General features: G+C 72.4%; 15 protein-coding genes. 4 read left to right on the top strand and 11 right to left on the bottom strand.

What is annotated here, in order from left to right:
• Nucleotides 1-69: 69 nt before the first annotated feature.
• The gene (locus ACLQ3K_RS20640) at nt 70-1959 is read left to right on the top strand and encodes an alpha/beta fold hydrolase (protein WP_426001350.1); all 1890 of its coding nucleotides are present in this window, start codon (nt 70-72) and stop codon (nt 1957-1959) included.
• Nucleotides 1960-1973: 14 nt separating this feature from the next.
• Here the strand turns inward: ACLQ3K_RS20640 and paaK are convergent, their stop codons facing one another.
• Genes paaK through ACLQ3K_RS20595 form a run of 9 tightly spaced genes read right to left on the bottom strand, consistent with a single transcriptional unit; the run spans nt 1974 to nt 9537 of the window.
• Nucleotides 1974-3263, bottom strand: a complete 1290-nt coding sequence (gene paaK, locus ACLQ3K_RS20635) for a phenylacetate--CoA ligase PaaK (RefSeq protein ID WP_224645438.1) — start codon at nt 3261-3263, stop codon at nt 1974-1976.
• 40 nt (nt 3264-3303) lie between these two features.
• A complete protein-coding gene (gene paaE / locus ACLQ3K_RS20630; protein WP_426001349.1) occupies nt 3304-4383 on the bottom strand; it encodes a 1,2-phenylacetyl-CoA epoxidase subunit PaaE in 1080 nt (359 codons plus the stop codon).
• Nucleotides 4383-4892 carry a 1,2-phenylacetyl-CoA epoxidase subunit PaaD gene (paaD, locus tag ACLQ3K_RS20625; RefSeq protein ID WP_426001348.1) on the bottom strand — a complete coding sequence of 170 codons (510 nt, stop codon included), beginning with the start codon at nt 4890-4892 and terminating at the stop codon, nt 4383-4385. The genes paaE and paaD overlap by 1 nt, the downstream gene beginning before the upstream one ends.
• 1 nt (nt 4893) lies before the next feature.
• Nucleotides 4894-5811 carry a 1,2-phenylacetyl-CoA epoxidase subunit PaaC gene (gene paaC, locus ACLQ3K_RS20620; protein WP_224645441.1) on the bottom strand — a complete coding sequence of 306 codons (918 nt, stop codon included), beginning with the start codon at nt 5809-5811 and terminating at the stop codon, nt 4894-4896.
• 37 nt (nt 5812-5848) lie between these two features.
• The gene (gene paaB, locus ACLQ3K_RS20615) at nt 5849-6145 is read right to left on the bottom strand and encodes a 1,2-phenylacetyl-CoA epoxidase subunit PaaB (protein ID WP_224645442.1); all 297 of its coding nucleotides are present in this window, start codon (nt 6143-6145) and stop codon (nt 5849-5851) included.
• Between the two features lie 2 nt (nt 6146-6147).
• Nucleotides 6148-7092 (bottom strand): 1,2-phenylacetyl-CoA epoxidase subunit PaaA, encoded by a 945-nt coding sequence (paaA, locus tag ACLQ3K_RS20610; RefSeq protein ID WP_224645443.1) that lies wholly within the window; start codon nt 7090-7092, stop codon nt 6148-6150.
• A 27-nt stretch (nt 7093-7119) separates the two neighbouring features.
• Entirely contained in the window at nt 7120-7902 is a 783-nt protein-coding gene (locus ACLQ3K_RS20605; RefSeq protein ID WP_426001347.1) for an enoyl-CoA hydratase-related protein, read from the bottom strand.
• Nucleotides 7903-7930: 28 nt separating this feature from the next.
• Nucleotides 7931-8782: a 3-hydroxyacyl-CoA dehydrogenase family protein gene (locus ACLQ3K_RS20600; RefSeq protein WP_224645445.1), complete on the bottom strand. Its 852-nt coding sequence runs from the start codon at nt 8780-8782 to the stop codon at nt 7931-7933.
• The gene (locus tag ACLQ3K_RS20595; protein WP_426001346.1) at nt 8779-9537 is read right to left on the bottom strand and encodes an enoyl-CoA hydratase/isomerase family protein; all 759 of its coding nucleotides are present in this window, start codon (nt 9535-9537) and stop codon (nt 8779-8781) included. The genes ACLQ3K_RS20600 and ACLQ3K_RS20595 overlap by 4 nt, the downstream gene beginning before the upstream one ends.
• A 100-nt stretch (nt 9538-9637) precedes the next feature.
• On the opposite strand from ACLQ3K_RS20595, the gene ACLQ3K_RS20590 reads away from it, so the two are divergent.
• The 3 genes from ACLQ3K_RS20590 (at nt 9638) to paaI (ending at nt 12807) form a co-directional block, all read left to right on the top strand.
• Entirely contained in the window at nt 9638-10249 is a 612-nt protein-coding gene (locus ACLQ3K_RS20590) for a TetR/AcrR family transcriptional regulator (RefSeq protein ID WP_224645447.1), read from the top strand.
• A gap of 87 nt (nt 10250-10336) precedes the next feature.
• Nucleotides 10337-12388 (top strand): phenylacetic acid degradation bifunctional protein PaaZ, encoded by a 2052-nt coding sequence (gene paaZ, locus ACLQ3K_RS20585; RefSeq protein ID WP_426001344.1) that lies wholly within the window; start codon nt 10337-10339, stop codon nt 12386-12388.
• On the top strand, nt 12388-12807 hold the full coding sequence (gene paaI, locus ACLQ3K_RS20580; RefSeq protein ID WP_336671653.1) for a hydroxyphenylacetyl-CoA thioesterase PaaI: 420 nt from the start codon (nt 12388-12390) through the stop codon (nt 12805-12807). Before paaZ ends, paaI begins: the two co-directional genes overlap by 1 nt.
• A 28-nt stretch (nt 12808-12835) precedes the next feature.
• Here paaI and ACLQ3K_RS20575 read toward each other — a convergent pair whose 3' ends face one another.
• Both ACLQ3K_RS20575 and ACLQ3K_RS20570 read right to left on the bottom strand, forming a co-directional pair.
• Nucleotides 12836-13723 (bottom strand): ABC transporter permease, encoded by an 888-nt coding sequence (locus ACLQ3K_RS20575; RefSeq protein ID WP_426001342.1) that lies wholly within the window; start codon nt 13721-13723, stop codon nt 12836-12838.
• Nucleotides 13720-16173 carry an alpha/beta fold hydrolase gene (locus tag ACLQ3K_RS20570; protein WP_426001341.1) on the bottom strand — a complete coding sequence of 818 codons (2454 nt, stop codon included), beginning with the start codon at nt 16171-16173 and terminating at the stop codon, nt 13720-13722. The genes ACLQ3K_RS20575 and ACLQ3K_RS20570 overlap by 4 nt, the downstream gene beginning before the upstream one ends.
• Nucleotides 16174-16309: the final 136 nt, after the last annotated feature.

Below are 16309 nucleotides of genomic sequence, written 5' to 3'. Positions count from 1 at the left end.
GAGGCGGCGCTTGACCGTGCCCCGACGGCATGGTTTCTCCTGGAGTCACCCGCCGAAAGGAGTACCACCATGCCGCTGCCGACCCTCATCACCGTCGAGGAGTTCTTCTCGTCGCCCGTCCGCGCCGCAGCGAAGATCTCGCCCGACGGCACCCGGATCGCCTTCCTCGCACCGTCGAACGACCGCTTGAACGTCTGGGTCGAGGATCTCGACGGCGACGCGCCCGCCCGGCGCGTGACCGCGGACGCGACCCGCAGCGTGCAGATGTTCTCCTGGACCACCGACCCGCGCTGGCTGATCTACCTGCAGGACGACGGCGGCGACGAGCGGTGGCACCTGATGCGCGCCGACCTCGACGACCCGGACGAGCCCGCCGTGGACCTGACCCCGTTCGACGGCTCCACGACCTTCCTCATGGATCTGCCGATCGCCCGCCCGGGGATCGCGATCATCTCGACCAACGCCCGCAAGGTCGACGAGTTCGACGTCTTCGAGCTCGACATCGCCACCGGCGCGCTCACCGAGATCGAGCGCAACCCGGGCAACGTCGCCGGGTGGGTCTACGGCGCCGACGGCACCCTGTTCGCCTCCACCCAGGACCCGGAGGGCGCGATCGCGATCTGCCGCTGGGACACCGAGGCGCGCGAGCTGCGCCCGATCGCGGAGTTCGACGGTATCGACTACCCGCTCGGCGTCTTCCCCATCGTGCCCTCGCCCGACGGTGGCCTGTGGCTCGGATCGAACCGCGGCACCGACCGCACCCGCGTCGTCCACCTGGACGGCGCGACGGGTGAGGAGACGGAGGTCGCGTCGCACCCGACGCTGAATCTGGACACCACCGGCCTCGTCGCACCCACGATGCCGCAGCCGCTCATCGTCGACCCGAGGACCGGCGCGCTGCTCGGCGTGCGCTACCTCGGTGAGCGCCAGGAGATCCGGGCGCTGGACCCGCGCTTCGGGGAGGTGCTCGACGCCCTGCGCGCCCTGTCGGACGGCGACATCGGCGCCCTGACCTCCGATCTCGACGGGAACCGCTGGGCGGTCTCGTTCGTGCACGACCGCGACCCCGGCGCGACCTACCTCTACGACCACCGCACGGGGGAGTCGCGGCTGCTCTTCCGTCCGTTCCCGCACCTCGACCCGGCCGCGCTCGCGCCGATGGAGCCGGTCACCATCACGGCGCGCGACGGGCGCGCGCTGCCCTCGTACCTCACGCTGCCGCAGGGCGTCGACCCCGTCGGACTGCCCCTCGTGCTGCTCGTGCACGGCGGCCCGTGGTTCCGCGACACCTGGGGCTACCACGGCGATGTGCAACTCCTGGCGAACCGCGGCTACGCGGTGCTGCAGGTCAACTTCCGCGGCTCCACGGGCTACGGGAAGGCGCACATGCAGGCGGGCATAGGCGAACTCGCCGGCGCGATGCACGACGACCTCATCGACGCCGTCGACTGGGCCGTCGCGGAGGGCATCGCGGACCCTGAGCGGCTCGCGATCTTCGGCGGCTCCTACGGCGGCTACGCGACGCTGGTCGGCGTCACGTTCACCCCCGACGTCTTCGCCGCCGCCATCGACTACGTCGGGATCTCGAGTCTGCCGAACTTCATGGCGACGCTGCCCGAGATCGCGCGGCCGTACCTGGCCAACAACTGGTTCCGGTACGTGGGCGACCCGTCGGATCCGGATCGGTTGGCCGACATGCTCGCCCGCTCGCCGATCACGAAGGTCGACGAGATCCGTACCCCGCTCCTCGTCGTCCAGGGCGCGAACGATCCCCGCGTGGTGCAGGCCGAGTCCGACAACCTGGTCGAGGCGCTCCGGGCACGCGGCGTCGACGTGGAGTACATGATCAAGGCCGACGAGGGACACGGCTTCGTCAACCCGGAGAACACGATCGACATGTTCCGGGCGACGGAGCGGTTCCTCGCGCAGCACCTCGGCGGGCGCGCCGCGGGGGCTTGACGCAGGGCCGGGCCTCAGTCCTTCGGTCGGTTGTCGACCAGCCGGCGGGCCTTCCCGACGGTCCGCTCGATCCCGCCGGGCGCGAGGACGTCCACGTCGACCGTGATGCCGATCTTGTCCTTGATGAGCTTGCCGAGCGTGCCGCCGGCGTGCTCGTCGTGGGGCCGGTCGTGCCGATGTTCGACCTTCACCGTCAGCCGATCCATACGACCGGGACGGTCGAGGACGCACTGGAACTGCGGTGCCAGGGCGTCGATCCCGAGGATCAGTTCCTCGATCTGCGTGGGGAAGACGTTGACGCCGCGCAGGATCATCATGTCGTCGGTGCGGCCCGTGACCTTCTCCATCCGCCGCATCGTGCGGGCGGTCCCGGCGAGCAGCCGGGTGAGGTCACGCGTGCGGTACCGGATGATCGGCGTGGCCTGCTTGGTCAGCGAGGTGAACACCAGCTCGCCGTGCTCGCCGTCCGGAAGCACCTCTCCGGTCATCGGATCGATGACCTCGGGGTAGAAGTGGTCCTCCCAGATGTGCAGGCCGTCCTTGGTCTCGACGCACTCCATCGCGACGCCGGGGCCGATCACCTCGGACAGGCCGTAGATGTCGACGGCGTCGATACCGACCTCCTGCTCGAGCTCGGTGCGCATCCGGTCGGTCCACGGCTCGGCGCCGAAGACGCCCGTCCGCAGGGAGGTCGCCCGTGGATCGATCCCCATGGCGCGCATGGTGTCCACGATGGTGAGCATGTAACTCGGGGTCACCATGATGGCGTCGGGCTCGAAGTCCTGGATCAGCTGGATCTGCTTCTCCGTCTGCCCTCCGGACATGGGGATCACGGTGGCGCCCAGGCGCTCCGCGCCGTAGTGCGCGCCGAGGCCGCCTGTGAACAGGCCGTAGCCGTAGGCGACATGCACACGGTCGCCCGCGCGGACCCCGGCGGCGCGCAGCGACCGGGCGACCACGTCGGCCCACATGCCGATGTCGTCGGCGGTGTAGCCCACCACGGTCGGCCGGCCGGTGGTGCCGGAGGACGCGTGGATCCGGGAGACGCGTTCGCGCGGCACGGCGAACATGCCGAACGGGTAGTTCTCGCGCAGGTCCGCCTTCGTCGTGAAGGGGAACTTGGCGAGGTCGGCGAGCTCCTTGAGGTCGGACGGGTGCACGCCGGCCTCGTCGAACGCGCGGCGGTAGTGCGGCACGTTCTCGTAGGCGTGCGTGACCGACCACTGCATGCGCTCGAGCTGCAGGGCGGAGATCCGGTCGCGGGTCGCGAACTCGATGTCGTCGGTGGGGACGGTCGATGTCATGGCTGGCTTCCTCGGGCTGGGGCGGCTGGTCGCGGCGGGGTCAGGCGTCGAAGTCGACGGTGACGGTGTCGCTGGTCGGGTACGTCTGGCAGGTCAGGACGAAGCCGGCGGCCACCTCGTCGTCCTCGAGGGCGTAGTTGCGGCGCATGTCGACGGTGCCGCACAGCACCTTCGCGCGGCACGTGCCGCACACGCCGCCCTTGCACGCGAAGGGCAGGTCGGGCCGGAAGTTCTCGGCACCGTCGAGCAGGGTGTCGTCCTGCGCGATCGTGCCGGTCGCGCTCCGCCCGTCGAGGACGACGGTGACCGCGCTGCTCGGCCCGGTGACGCCGGGCTCGCGGTGCCGCTCCTGCGGCGGCGGGGTGCCGTCGTCGACGTAGAAGAGCTCGCGGTGGATCGCGCTGCGGGCGACGCCGAGCTCGGCCAGCACCGACTCCGAGTCGGTCACCATCCCGTGCGGGCCGCAGAGCCAGAAGTGGTCGACGTCGGCGGTGGGAACGACGGTGCGCAGCAGCTCCCGCAGGCGTTCGGCGTCGACGCGGCCGGTGAACAGTTCGACGTCGCGGGGTTCGCGGGAGAGGACGTGGATCACGTCGAGCCGGTCGTGGTAGCGGTCCTTGAGGTCGGCGATCTCGTCGGCGAACATCACCGAGCGGGTGCGCCGGTTGCCGTAGATGAGGATCACGCGGGCAGCGGGATTGGCGAGCACGGTCCCGGCGATGGACAGCATCGGGGTGATGCCGGAACCGGCCGCGATGAGCACGTGCACGCCGCCCGCGTCGGGGTCCGCGGCGAAGGTCCCCGTCGGGCCCTGGACCTCGATGGTGTCGCCCGGGCGGACCCGGTGGACCAGCCAGGAGGAGAACAGGCCGTCGGTGACCTCGCGGACGCCGACCCGGGGGCGCTCGCCGACCGGCGCGCAGATCGAGTAGGACCGGCGGTGCTCGACGCCGTCGACGGTGCGCCGCAGGGTGAGCGACTGCCCGGCGGCGAAGGCGAACTCGTCGGCGAGGGCGGCCGGAACGTCGAAGGTCACGGCGACCGCGTCGTCGCAGAGGGACTCGACGTCGTCGACGGTGAGCGCGTGGAAGGCGCGGCCGCGGGTGGCGGTGGCGGTCATCAGATCTCCTTGACGTGGTCGAAGGGCTCGCGGCAGTCCAGGCAGCGGTAGAGCGCCTTGCACGGCGTCGCGCTGAACTCGGAGTCGAGCCGAGTGGCGGTGGAGCCGCACGCGGGGCACGCGATCCGGCGGGGCGCGGGCTGCAGGGTCAGCGGGACGGGACCGTCGCCGCGGCGCGGCGCGGGGCCCGGCGTCGAGTACCCGGCGGCGCGGAGCTTCGCGCGGCCGGCGTCGGTGATCCAGTCGGTGGTCCACGCGGGGGAGAGCGCGGTCTCGATGGTGATCTCGCCGAAACCGGAGCCGCGGAGAGCGCTCTCGATGTCGGCGCGGATCGTGCCCATCGCCGGGCAGCCCGAGTAGGTGGGGGTGATGGTCACGGTCACTGCGCCGCCTGCGGCCTCGGCGACGTCGCGGACGATGCCGAGGTCCGCGAGGGTGACCTGCGGCATCTCGGGGTCGAGCACGGCGCCGACGACGGCGAGGGCGGAACGGGTCGCGGTGGCGCGCACGTCACCACGTCCCTTCGGGGTGGGCGCGCGCGACGGACTGCATCTCGGCGAGGATGCGGCTGAGCTCCTCGGTGTGCAGCCCCTGGCGCCCTGCCCGCCCGCCGACGCGGGCCACGCCCGGCGCGTCGGGGATCGGGAGGCCCGCGGCGCCGAAGGTGAGTGCCATGACCGCGTCGAACTCCGGGCGCAGACCGCTCGGATCCACGCCGATGCCGGACGCGGTGAGCGCGAGTTCCTCGGTCGACGGCTCGAACAGCTCGGGGACGTACGGCCACACGCGGGCGATCGCCGCCTCGGTCCGTCGCCGCGACTCGTCGGTGCCCTGGGCGAGGGTGACCACCCAGCGCGCGGCGTAGTCGCGGTGGTAGGTGATCTCCTTGACGCCCTTGGCCGCCACCGCGGCGAGCACCGGGTCGCGGGACTCCCGGAGGCGGTCGAACAGCGCCAGGCGGGCGGTCGCGAACACCAGCAGCCGCACCATCGAGACGGCGAAGTCGCCGTTGTCGAGCTCGACGAGCCGGACGTTGCGGAAGGCCGCGTCGTCGCGGAAGAAGGCCAGGGCGTCCTCGGCGGGCACGGGCGAGGTGTCCGAGACGTGCGGCACCACGGCGGGGTCGGCGGCCGCCGCGCGGGCGAGCAGCAGCCGGGCCTGCCCGATGAGGTCGAGGCCGACGTTGGCGAGCGCGACCTCCTCCTCGAGTTCGGGGGCGCGGGTGCTCCATTCGGCGAGGCGCTGTGCGGAGATCAGCGCGTCGTCGCCGAGCATCAGGCAGTAGACGGCGAGGGCGTGCGGGTCGGCGTCGTCCGGCACCGTCGTGTCCACCCCGGCGAGGGGCTCGTCGAAGCTGGTGCCGAAGGCCCACTGGCCGTGGGAGTCCGAGTCGACGAGGCCCTCGTAGGCGTTGTCGTGATCGATCATGGCTGTCATTCCTGTTCGCGGGCTGAGCGAGGGGCGGTCACATGTGCGGGACGGACTCGGGGATCTCGTAGAAGGTCGGGTGGCGGTAGACCTTGTCGCCGCTCGGCGCGAAGAACGGGTCCTTCTCGGACGGGCTGGAGGCGACGACGTCCGTCGACCGGACCACCCAGATGCTCACGCCCTCGTTGCGGCGCGTGTACACATCGCGGGCGTTGCGCAGCGCCATCTCGGCGTCCGCGGCGTGCAGGGATCCGACGTGCACGTGGTTCAGTCCGCGCTTGCCGCGCAGGAACACCTCGTACAGCGGCCACTCGATACGGGTCTGCTCGGTCATGTCTACTCCTTCTCCGATGCTGCGGTGCGGGCGGCGAAGGCGCCGGCGGCGGCCCGCACCCAGGCGCCGTTCTCGTGCGCGGCGCGACGGTTCGCGATCCGCTCGACGCTGGTCGCGCCGTTGCCCTTGACCACCTGCATGAACTCGTCCCAGTCGGGCTCGCCGAAGTCGTACGCGCCGCGATCTGCGTTCCACGCCAGGTCGGGGTCCGGGAAGGTCACCCCGAGGACCTCGGCCTGCGGGACCGACATGTCGACGAAGCGCTGGCGCAGCTCGTCGTTGGTGTGCCGCTTGATCCGCCACGCCATCGACTGCGCCGAATTCGGCGAGCGGTCGTCCGGCGGCCCGAACATCATGAGGGCCGGCCACCACCAGCGATTCACGGACTCCTGCACCATGTCCCGCTGCGCCTGCGTGCCGGACATCATCGTCATCAGCATCTCGAAACCCTGGCGCTGGTGGAAGGACTCCTCCTTGCACACCCGGATCATCGCCCGCCCGTACGGGCCGTACGAGCTGCGGCACAGCGGCACCTGGTTGCAGATGGCGGCACCGTCGACCAGCCACCCGATCACGCCGACGTCCGCGTAGGAGAGCGTGGGGTAGTTGAAGATCGACGAGTACTTCTGGCGGCCCTCGATGAGGTTCTCCGTGAGCTCCGCGCGGTCGACGCCGAGCGTCTCCGTCGCGGAGTACAGGTAGAGGCCGTGGCCGGCCTCGTCCTGCACCTTGGCCATGAGGATGGCCTTGCGGCGCAGCGACGGCGCGCGGGTGAGCCAGTTGCCCTCCGGCTGCATGCCGATGATCTCGGAGTGCGCGTGCTGGGCGATCTGCCGGACGAGGGTCTTGCGGTATCCGTCCGGCATCCAGTCGCGCGGCTCGATGCGCTGGTCGGACTGGACGATGCGGTCGAACTCGGTCTCGAGGTCGGTCGTGGTGTCTGTCATGGGCTGTGCCTTCCGTGCGGCTGGTGGTCAGCGACCGGTGAACGCGGGCCGGCGCTTGGCGAGGAACGCCTCGACGGCGCCCGTGTGATCGGCGGTGGCGGCGAGGGGGACCGCTCCGGCGCGCTCGCGCTCGAGCGCCTCGTCGAGCGGCGGGAGGGAGGCGGCGACGAGCGATTTCACGGCGGCGAACGCCGCGGTGGGTCCGGCGGCGAGCCGGCGCGCGACGGCCTCGGCGGTGGCGGCGGCCTCGTCGTCGGCGGCGACCTGTGCGATGAGGCCCCAGTCGAGGGCCTGCGCGGCGGAGATCTTGGTGCCGAGCAGGATGAACGCCCGCGTGCGGACCGCGCCGATGGCGTCGACGAGCGTCCGGGTCAGGCCCGAGTCGGACGCCAGGCCGATAGCGGTGAAGGCCGTCGCGAAGCTCGCGCTCTCGGCGGCCACGACCACGTCGGCCGCGAGCGCGAGGCCGAGTCCTGCACCGACGCAAGCGCCCTGGACCGCGGCGACCACCGGGACCTCGAGCGCGGCGATGCCGGAGATCAGGGGGTTGTAGTGCTCGGCGACGGTATCCATGGCGCGCTCGGGCGAGCGGCTCAGCGCGTCCGCGTGCTCGCCGAGGTCCTGGCCCACGCAGAAGTTGCGGCCCTCGGCGCGGATCAGGACGGCGCGCACGGCGTCGTCCGCGGCGATGGACCGGACGGCGTCGAGAAGGGCGGTCTTGAGCGCGACGTCGAGCGCGTTGGCGGCCTGCGGGCGGTTCAGAGTGAGGACGGCGAGGCCGTCGGCGACGGTGAGGGTGGCGGAATCCATGGGGTCTCCTCGGATCGATGTCGGCGGGTCAGGACCAGGTGTGGAAGCCGCGGCCGCTCTTGCGGCCGAGCTCGCCGCTCGCGACCTTGTCGCGCAACAGCTGCGGTGGCGTGAACCGATCGCCCAGCGTCGACGCCAGGTGCTCGGCGATCGCGAGCCGGACGTCGAGGCCCACGAGGTCGGTGGACCGCAGCGGCCCCATGGGGTGGCGGTAGCCGAGCTCCATCGCCCGGTCGATCGACTCCGCGTCGGCGACGCCCTCCTCGAGCATGCGGATCGCCTCGAGACCCAGGCACACGCCGAGTCGGCTGGTGGCGAAGCCGGGGGAGTCGTTGACCAGCACCTCCTGCTTGCCCAACAGCTCCACCCAGCCGCGCACGCGGTCGACGACGGCCTCGTCGGTGTCCGGGGTGCGGATGATCTCGACGAGCGTCGACGCCGGCACGGGGTTGAAGAAGTGCATGCCCACCAGCCGCCTCGGGTCGTCGAGCGCGGCGGCGAGGGAGGCGATCGAGAGCGAGCTGGTGTTGCTCGCGACGACGCAGGTGTCGCCCACGGCGCGCTCCACGCGGTGCAGCACGTCGAGCTTGAGGTCGATGCGCTCCGGCACGGCCTCGATGACCACGTCGGCGTCGGCGGGCAGGTCCTCGATGTCGGCGACCACGGTGAGCCGAGCGGCCACGTCCTCGGGCGTGCGTCCGCCGAGCTTGTCGCGCTCGGCGGCGCGCCGCAGGCCGGTGACGACGCGGTCCCGCGCCGCCTCCCGGTCACCGCTCTCGGCGAGGACGACGGTGGCGCCGAGCGTCGCGAAGACCTGCGCGATGCCCGCGCCCATCCGGCCTCCGCCGACGACGCCCACCTTCGACGGTGCTGTGCTCATCTGCGGTTCCTCTTCTCCAGGAAGGCGGTCATGCGCTCCTGCTTGTCGGTGGTGTCGAACAGGACGGCCTGGGCGATGTCCTCCACCCGGCCCGTGCCGTCGATGATCGATTTGGTCAGGCGCAGCGCCAGCGCGGACGAGGCCGTGATGCGGTCGATGGCCCGATGGGCCGCGGCGATGTGCTCGCCGGCGGGGACGACGTCCATGACGAGGCCGCACCGGAGCGCGGCCGCGGCGTTGAGCGTGCGGCCCGCGAGCAGCACCTGCTTGGCGACAGACTGGCCGACCAGGGCGGGCAGCCGGTAGGTGGCACCCGCGGCGGCGAGGATGCCGAGGCCGGGCTCCGGGTTGCCGAAGACGGCGGTTTCGGTGGCGATCCGGAGGTCGCAGGCGTAGCTGAGTTCCGCGCCGCCGCCGAGCGCGTAGCCACTCACCGCGGCGACGGTGGGCAGGGGGAGTGCGGCGAACCGGTCGAACAGCGTGCGGTTGATCCCGGCGAGCGCCTGGTCGCGGCCCCGGTCGCGGAGCTCCCCGATGTCGGCGCCGCCCGCGAAGTGGTCGCCGGCGCCGGTGAGCAGGACGGGCGCGGGATCGGACTCGATCGCGCCGCAGACGGTGTGCAGCTCGGCGATCATCGCGGCGTCGATGGCGTTGCGCGCCGCGGGGCGGTCGAGCGTCACGACGTACCGGTCCTCCGTCCGCACGACGGAGACGGTGCGGAGGCCGGGGAGTACGGCCGTCAGGGCTTCGGTCATAGCGCTGTCCTCTTCGGTCGGTGCCCCGAAATAATAACCGATCATTCGGTCGGTAACAAGGTCTTGATCGGAAGTCGGGTCCGGATGGGAGAATCTGTTCATGAGCACCACACCCGTCCGGCGGCGTACCGGCTCGCCGGGGCGTCCCGGCTACGACCTCGACTCCCTGTTGGCGGTCGCGGTCCGCGTCTTCAACGAGCGCGGCTACGACGCCACCAGCATGGATGTGCTGGCGAAGAATCTGGGGCTGACGAAGTCCTCGATCTACCACCACGTCGCCGGGAAGGAGGAGCTCCTCGAGCTCGCGCTCAACCGCGCGCTGAGCGGGTTGTTCGCGGTCACCACGGAGACGGGCGCGACCACCGGCAGGTCGGTGGACCGGCTCGAGTACGTGCTGCGCCGGAGCGTCGAGGTGCTGGTGGCGGAGCTGCCCTACGTGACGCTGTTGCTGCGGGTGCGGGGCAATTCGGAGGTGGAGCGGCGGGCGCTGGCGCGCCGCCGCGAATTCGACACCGTCATCGCCGACCTGGTGGCGGGCGCCGTGGAGGAGGGCGACGTGCGCGCGGACGCCGACCCCGCCGTCACCAGCCGTCTCCTGTTCGGCATGGTCAACTCGCTCATCGAGTGGTATCGGCCGCGGCCTGATCACCCCGTCGGCGAGGTCGCCGACGCCCTCGTGGCGATCGCCTTCGCCGGCCTCCGCCGGACCTGATCGAAGATCGACCGCCCTCTTGACAGGGGGCGGGGTCTCGGGCCACCCTGATTACCGACCGAACATACGGTAATGGGAGCGTGCTTGATGGACAGCAGGATGGTGGAGAGCTACGCGTGCGGCCGGTGGCACCGGGCGACGGACGAGGGGCGGGCGGTGATCAGCCCCGTCGACGGGGCCGAGGTCGCGCGGGTCTCGTCGACCGGGCTGGACGTCGCCGCGATGGCGGCCTACGGCAGGGAGACGGGCGGACCCGCGCTCGCCGCGCTGACCTTCCACGAGCGTGCCGCGGCACTCAAGGCGCTCGGCCTGACCCTCATGGCGGGGAAGGCGGAGTTCTACGCCGAGTCCGCCCGGACCGGTGCCACCGAGCGGGACTCGGCCGTCGACATCGACGGCGGCTTCGGGACCCTGCTCAGCTACGCGAGCAAGGCCAAACGCGAGCTGCCCAACGACGTGATCCACCTCGACGGCCCCGTCGAGCAGCTCGGTAAGAAGGGCACCTTCGTCGCCCGGCACGTCCACACCGCGCGCCGCGGCGTCGCAGTGCAGATCAACGCCTACAACTTCCCCGTCTGGGGCTTCCTCGAGAAGCTCGCGCCCGCCTTCATCGCGGGCGTGCCGACCATCGTCAAGCCGGCCACCCAGACCTCGTACCTCACCGAGCTCGTCTTCCGCCGGATCATCGAATCGGGCCTGCTCCCCGAGGGTTCCGTGCAGCTCCTGTGCGGCGATCCGGCCCCGCTCCTCGACGCCCTCGGCGGGCAGGACTCCGTCGCCTTCACCGGGTCCGCGCACACCGCGGCGACGCTGCGCGCGCATCCCGTTCTCGTGGCGAACAGCGTGCACTTCACCGCGGAGGCCGATTCGCTCAACGCCTCCGTCCTCGGCGCGGACGTCACGACCGACGCCCCCGAGTTCGAGCTGTACGTGGGGCAGCTCACCACCGAGATGACCGTCAAGGCCGGGCAGAAGTGCACCGCCATCCGCCGCGCGCTCGTCCCCGAGCCGATGGTGGACGCGGTGATCGAGGCGGCCCGGGCCCGGCTGGACCGGGTGGTCGTCGGTGCTCCGGGCGCCGAGGGCGTCACGATGGGCCCCGTCGTCTCCCTGTCGCAGCGCACCGACGTGCTCGCGGCGGTCGACAAGCTCCGCGGCGCCGCCGATCTGGTGGTCGGTGACCCGGACCGCGTCGCGGTCGTCGGCGGGGACGCGGAGACCGGTGCCTACCTGCCGCCGATGCTGTTGCGCAGCACCGATCCCGAGGCGCCCGAGGTGCACGAGATCGAGGCCTTCGGGCCGGTGGCGACGGTCATCGGCTACCGCGACACGGCGCATGCCGTGGAGCTGATCGCCCGCGGCGGGGGCAGCCTCGTCGCCTCGCTCGTCACCGCCGATCCGCAGCTCGCGCGGGAGGTCCTGCTCGGGATCGCGCCGTACCACGGCCGGCTGCTGGTGCTCAACGCGGAGGACGCCCGCGAATCCACCGGCCACGGCTCCCCGCTGCCCGTGCTCGTGCACGGCGGACCCGGCCGCGCCGGCGGCGGCGAGGAGCTCGGCGGCATCCGCGGCGTGCTGCACCACATGCAGCGCACAGCGATCCAGGGCACCCCGGAGGTGCTGGCCGCCGCGACCGGGCAGTGGGTCACCGGTGCCCCGCGCACCGAGGGCGCCGAGCACCCGTTCCGCAAGTCCCTCGCCGAGCTCCGCCTGGGAGACACGATCGTGGGCGGCCCGCGCACCGTCACCCTCGCGGACATCGGCCACTTCGCGGACTTCACCGGCGACACCTTCTACGCCCACACCGATCCCGAGGCAGCGGCGGCGAACCCGCTGTTCGGCGGCATCGTCGCGCACGGCTACCTCGTGGTCTCCCTGGCGGCCGGCCTGTTCGTCGACCCCGCGCCGGGCCCCGTCCTTGCGAACTTCGGCGTCGATTCGCTCCGCTTCCTCACCCCGGTGCGCGCGGACGACGCCCTCACCGTCACGCTCACGGCCAAGCAGATCACCCCGCGCAGCGGCGCCGACTACGGCGAGGTCCGCTGGGACGCCGTGGTCACGAACCAGGACGGCGCGCCGGTCGCCACCTACGACGTGCTGACCCTCGTCGCCAAGACACGGGACGGGGGCGAGGCGTGATGACCGCGTCCGCACGCATCGAGGAGTGCGAGCCGGCGCGGTCGATGTTCGCCGCCGACAGCGCCTCCCGGGCGCTCGGCATCGAGATCGTCGACCTGCGTCCCGGCACCGCGACCACGACGGTGACCGTGGGGGAGACGATGGTCAACGGCCACGGGATCACCCACGGCGGCTACGTCTTCCTGCTCGCGGACACGACCTTCGCCCTCGCCTGCAATTCGCGGGGCGACGCCGCCGTCGCCGCGCGGGCGGACGTCCGGTTCCTCCGCGCCACCCGGCTCGGCGACGTGCTCACCGCCACCGCGGTCGAGCGGGAGCGGTTCGGCCGCAACGGCCTCTACGACGTGACGGTGCGCCGCGGCGAGGACGTGATCGCCGAGTTCCGCGGCGACAGCCGCACCATCCCGTCCGGCGTCTGACGGCGATCATCGCGGAGATCCGCGTCGGTCAGCTGACGACGTCCTTCGTCCGGAAGCCGCGCACGGCGAGGGCGAAGAGGACGATGGCGATGCTCACCGACAACGACGCACCCTGGGCCATCGCCGCCCACTCGATGCTCGGCTGGAGCAGGTCGGTCCACGCGTACTGCCAGTGCGCGGGCAGCGCGGCGCGGAGGCCGCCGAGAGCGGTGACCTGGTCGAGGACGCTGCCGATCACCGTCAGGCCCACGGCCCCGCCGACCGCCGCGAGCGGTGCGTCGGTGCGGGTCGAGAGCCACAGGGCAAGGCCGGCGGTGGCGAGCTCGGAGATGATGATGAAGCCCGCCGCGAGCAACAGCCGCCAGAGGCCGTCGGCCGCCGGAATCGCGGTGTTCGCCGGCGTCTGCAGCGGGCCCCAGCCGTAGGCGAGGGTTCCCGCGATCAGCGCGACCGCGGTGAGCAGGGCCACTGAGGCGACCGACAGGATCAGCGCGACGATCGCCTTGGTCACCAGCAGCCGCGTCCGCGGGACGGGCGCGGCCAGCAGGTACCGCAGCGACGACCAGTCCGCCTCCGAGGCCACCGCGTCGCCGAAGTACAGGGCGACGGGGATCACCAGCAGGAAGCCGGTGCCCGCGATGAGGACGGTGGCCGTGAGGTTCAGCCCGGAGGCGGTGGCGACGTCGAACATCGACGGCCGTCCGTTGCCGTTGCCCCCGTCGTCGGTGCCCACGGCGAGCGCGATGATGAGCACGATCGGCAGAGCCGCGAGCAGGGCCGCCATCACCAGGGTGCGGCGGCGCTTCAGCTGGCGGGCGAGTTCCACGCGCACCGTCAGGGTGTGCCCGGGCGCGTAGCCCGGTGCGGCGCCGTGCGTCGCGTCGCGCCCGGCCGCGGAGTCCTTCGTGGTGGTCATGCCCCGTCTCCCGTCAGCTGGAGGAACGCGTCTTCGAGGGTGCGGGACCCGCCGCCCTCGCCCGCCTGGACGATCTCGTCGACGGTGCCGGCGGCGATGAGCTCGCCGCGGCGCAGCACCACGACGTGCGTGCAGGTCTGCTCGACCTCGGCCAGCAGGTGGCTGGAGACGATCACGGTGCGGCCGGTGGCGCCGTAACGGACGATCGCGTCCCGCATCTCGCGGATCTGCGAGGGGTCGAGGCCGTTGGTCGGCTCGTCGAGGACCAGCACGTCCGGCAGGCCGAGCATGGCCTGCGCGATCGCGAGCCGCTGCCGCATGCCCTGCGAGTACGTGCGCACCGGGCGCTCGAGCGCGCTACCGAGGTCCGCGATCTCGAGGGCCTCCTCGAGGTGCGCCTGGTCGGCGGGGCGGCCGGTCGCCCGCCAGTACAGGTCCAGGTTCGCGCGGCCCGACAGGTGCGGCAGGAAGCCCGCGCCCTCGACGAAGGCGCCCACGCGGGAGAGCACCGGCGCACCGGGCCGGATCTCGTGCCCGAAGACCCGGATCCCGCCCTCGTCCGGCGTGATGAGGCCCATCAGCATCCGCAGCGTGGTGGTCTTGCCGGCGCCGTTCGGGCCCAGCAGGCCGAGGACCTGGCCGCGCTCCACCCGGAAGGTCACGTCGCGCACGCTGTAGCCGTCGCCGCCCGCGTACTTCTTGGACAGCCCGGTCACCTGGAGCGCCACATCGGCGAGCTCCGGGTCGGCGGGCGGCGCAGGGCGCGGACGGCGGACGAGGAGCAACGCCGCGGCGATCGCCAGCACGACCAGCGGCAGTACCCACACCCAGGTGGGCAGGGGCGCCGGCGCGGTCTTCAGCGCCGGTACTTCCGGAACCGTGAGGGGGCTCGTCACCGTGATCGTGTGCGTCGCGGGCGCGGACGGGGAGAGGTAGGCCAGGTCGGTGGTGGCGAGGGCGAGCCGCATGCGGTGCCCGGCGGCGAACTCGTGGTCGATGACGGGCAACCGGATGGTCGCCGTCGCCGTGCCCGCGGTGATCGGGATGCGGATCGGCGCGGCGAGCTGCTGCGGGAGGATCTGCGTGCCCTCGGGGCCCACGTCGTAGAGCTTCGCGAAGAGCACCGCGTCGGACGCGGGGGAGTCGACCTTGATCGTCACTGTCGGGGCGCCGGTCACGGTGACCGGTCCGCTCAGCGGTTCCGAGTCGACGATCGCGGCCTGCGCCGGAAGGTCGCGCGAGAGCCCGAAGGAACCGAGCGCCGCCGCGGACGAGGCCAGGCCGCCGAGGCCGGGCACCCCCGAGATCGACGGTGGCGCACCGCCCGCGGGATTCTCCGCCCGCTGCGGCTCGCCGGGCAGGGCGACGGTGCGCGTGATGGTCCCGGCGAGCCCGGGGTAGGCGTCGGTGCTCGACGCGCGGACGGTGCGCTCGCCCGTCTCGCGGTCGACGCCGCCGGACCGGGAGACCTGGAAGGCGGGCACCGCCGGGGCGTCCTCGTTCTTGAGGTAGCGGTCGAACCACTCCGCCGTGCGGGCGTTCACCCGGGCGTCCTCGGCGCTGCCCGCGTCGTGCCCGCCGGCGATCCAGTCGACCGCGACGGGCGCGCCGTTCGCCGCGATGCGCCGCGCCGCCGCATCGGCCTGGTCGAGCGGGAACAGCGAGTCGAGCTCGCCCTGCGCGAGGTACGTGGGGACGCGGATCTCCGCACCCACCGAGGCGGGGCTCCGCGCCGCGAGCAGCGCTCGATCGGCGTCGGTGAGCGTGCCGCCCTGCGCGATCCGGGTGTACATCTCGCAGACGGCCGGCTCGAACCGGGCGCAGCCGCCGCCCATCGTGAACAGGATGCCCGCCCACTGCTTCTTGTAGACGCCGCCGGGGAACAGGGCCTGCTCCAAGTCCCAGTACGTGATTCGCGGGGCGATGGCGTCGACGCGCTTGTCGTGCCCGGCGAGCAGGAGCGCCAGGGCGCCGCCGTAGCTGCCGCCGGCGACGCCGACCCGGGGATCGCCGGGCCGGTCCTGCTGCACGTCGGAGCGCGTCGCGAGCCAGTCGAGGAGCTTGCGCGCGTCCGCGACCTCGGCGTCGGGGGAGTCGAGGCCGACGAGGCCCGTCGACTTCCCGAAACCGCGCGCGGTGTAGGTCAGCACCGCGTATCCCCGGCCCGCCAGCTGCTCGGCCTCGGCGCGAACGTCGTCCTTGGAGCCGCCGAAACCGTGTGCGAGGAGCACCGCGGGGGCGGGGCCGGCACCGTCGGGCCGGAAGAAGGAGGTGTCCAGGCGCACCCCGGCCCCGTCGATCGCCTGGTCGGTGCGCTGGAACGACGGTGCGCTCCTCCCGCCCAGGCCGCACGCCGCGAACGCGGCGAGGATGATCACGACGGCGACCAGCGCCGCACCGGTGACGAGGGGGCGCGCGGCGGCGCCGCGCAGAGCGCGAGGTGGGGGCACCCGACCAGGATATGTGCGCTCGTCCGTGCTCGCCGCTGCCTGGATTCCGCCCACGGCGAAAAAGGGCTTTGCGATAGGTCATCGGCGGCTGTCAGAGTGGTTCCGGCACTGACCGGGGAGCGGCCGGAGCGGGGTA

The sequence above is a fragment of the Tsukamurella sp. DT100 genome (assembly GCF_049844855.1).
GTDB lineage: Bacteria > Actinomycetota > Actinomycetes > Mycobacteriales > Mycobacteriaceae > Tsukamurella.
The sequence above is the reverse complement of the archived record's forward strand: the minus strand, read 5'-3'. Positions and strand labels throughout refer to the sequence as shown.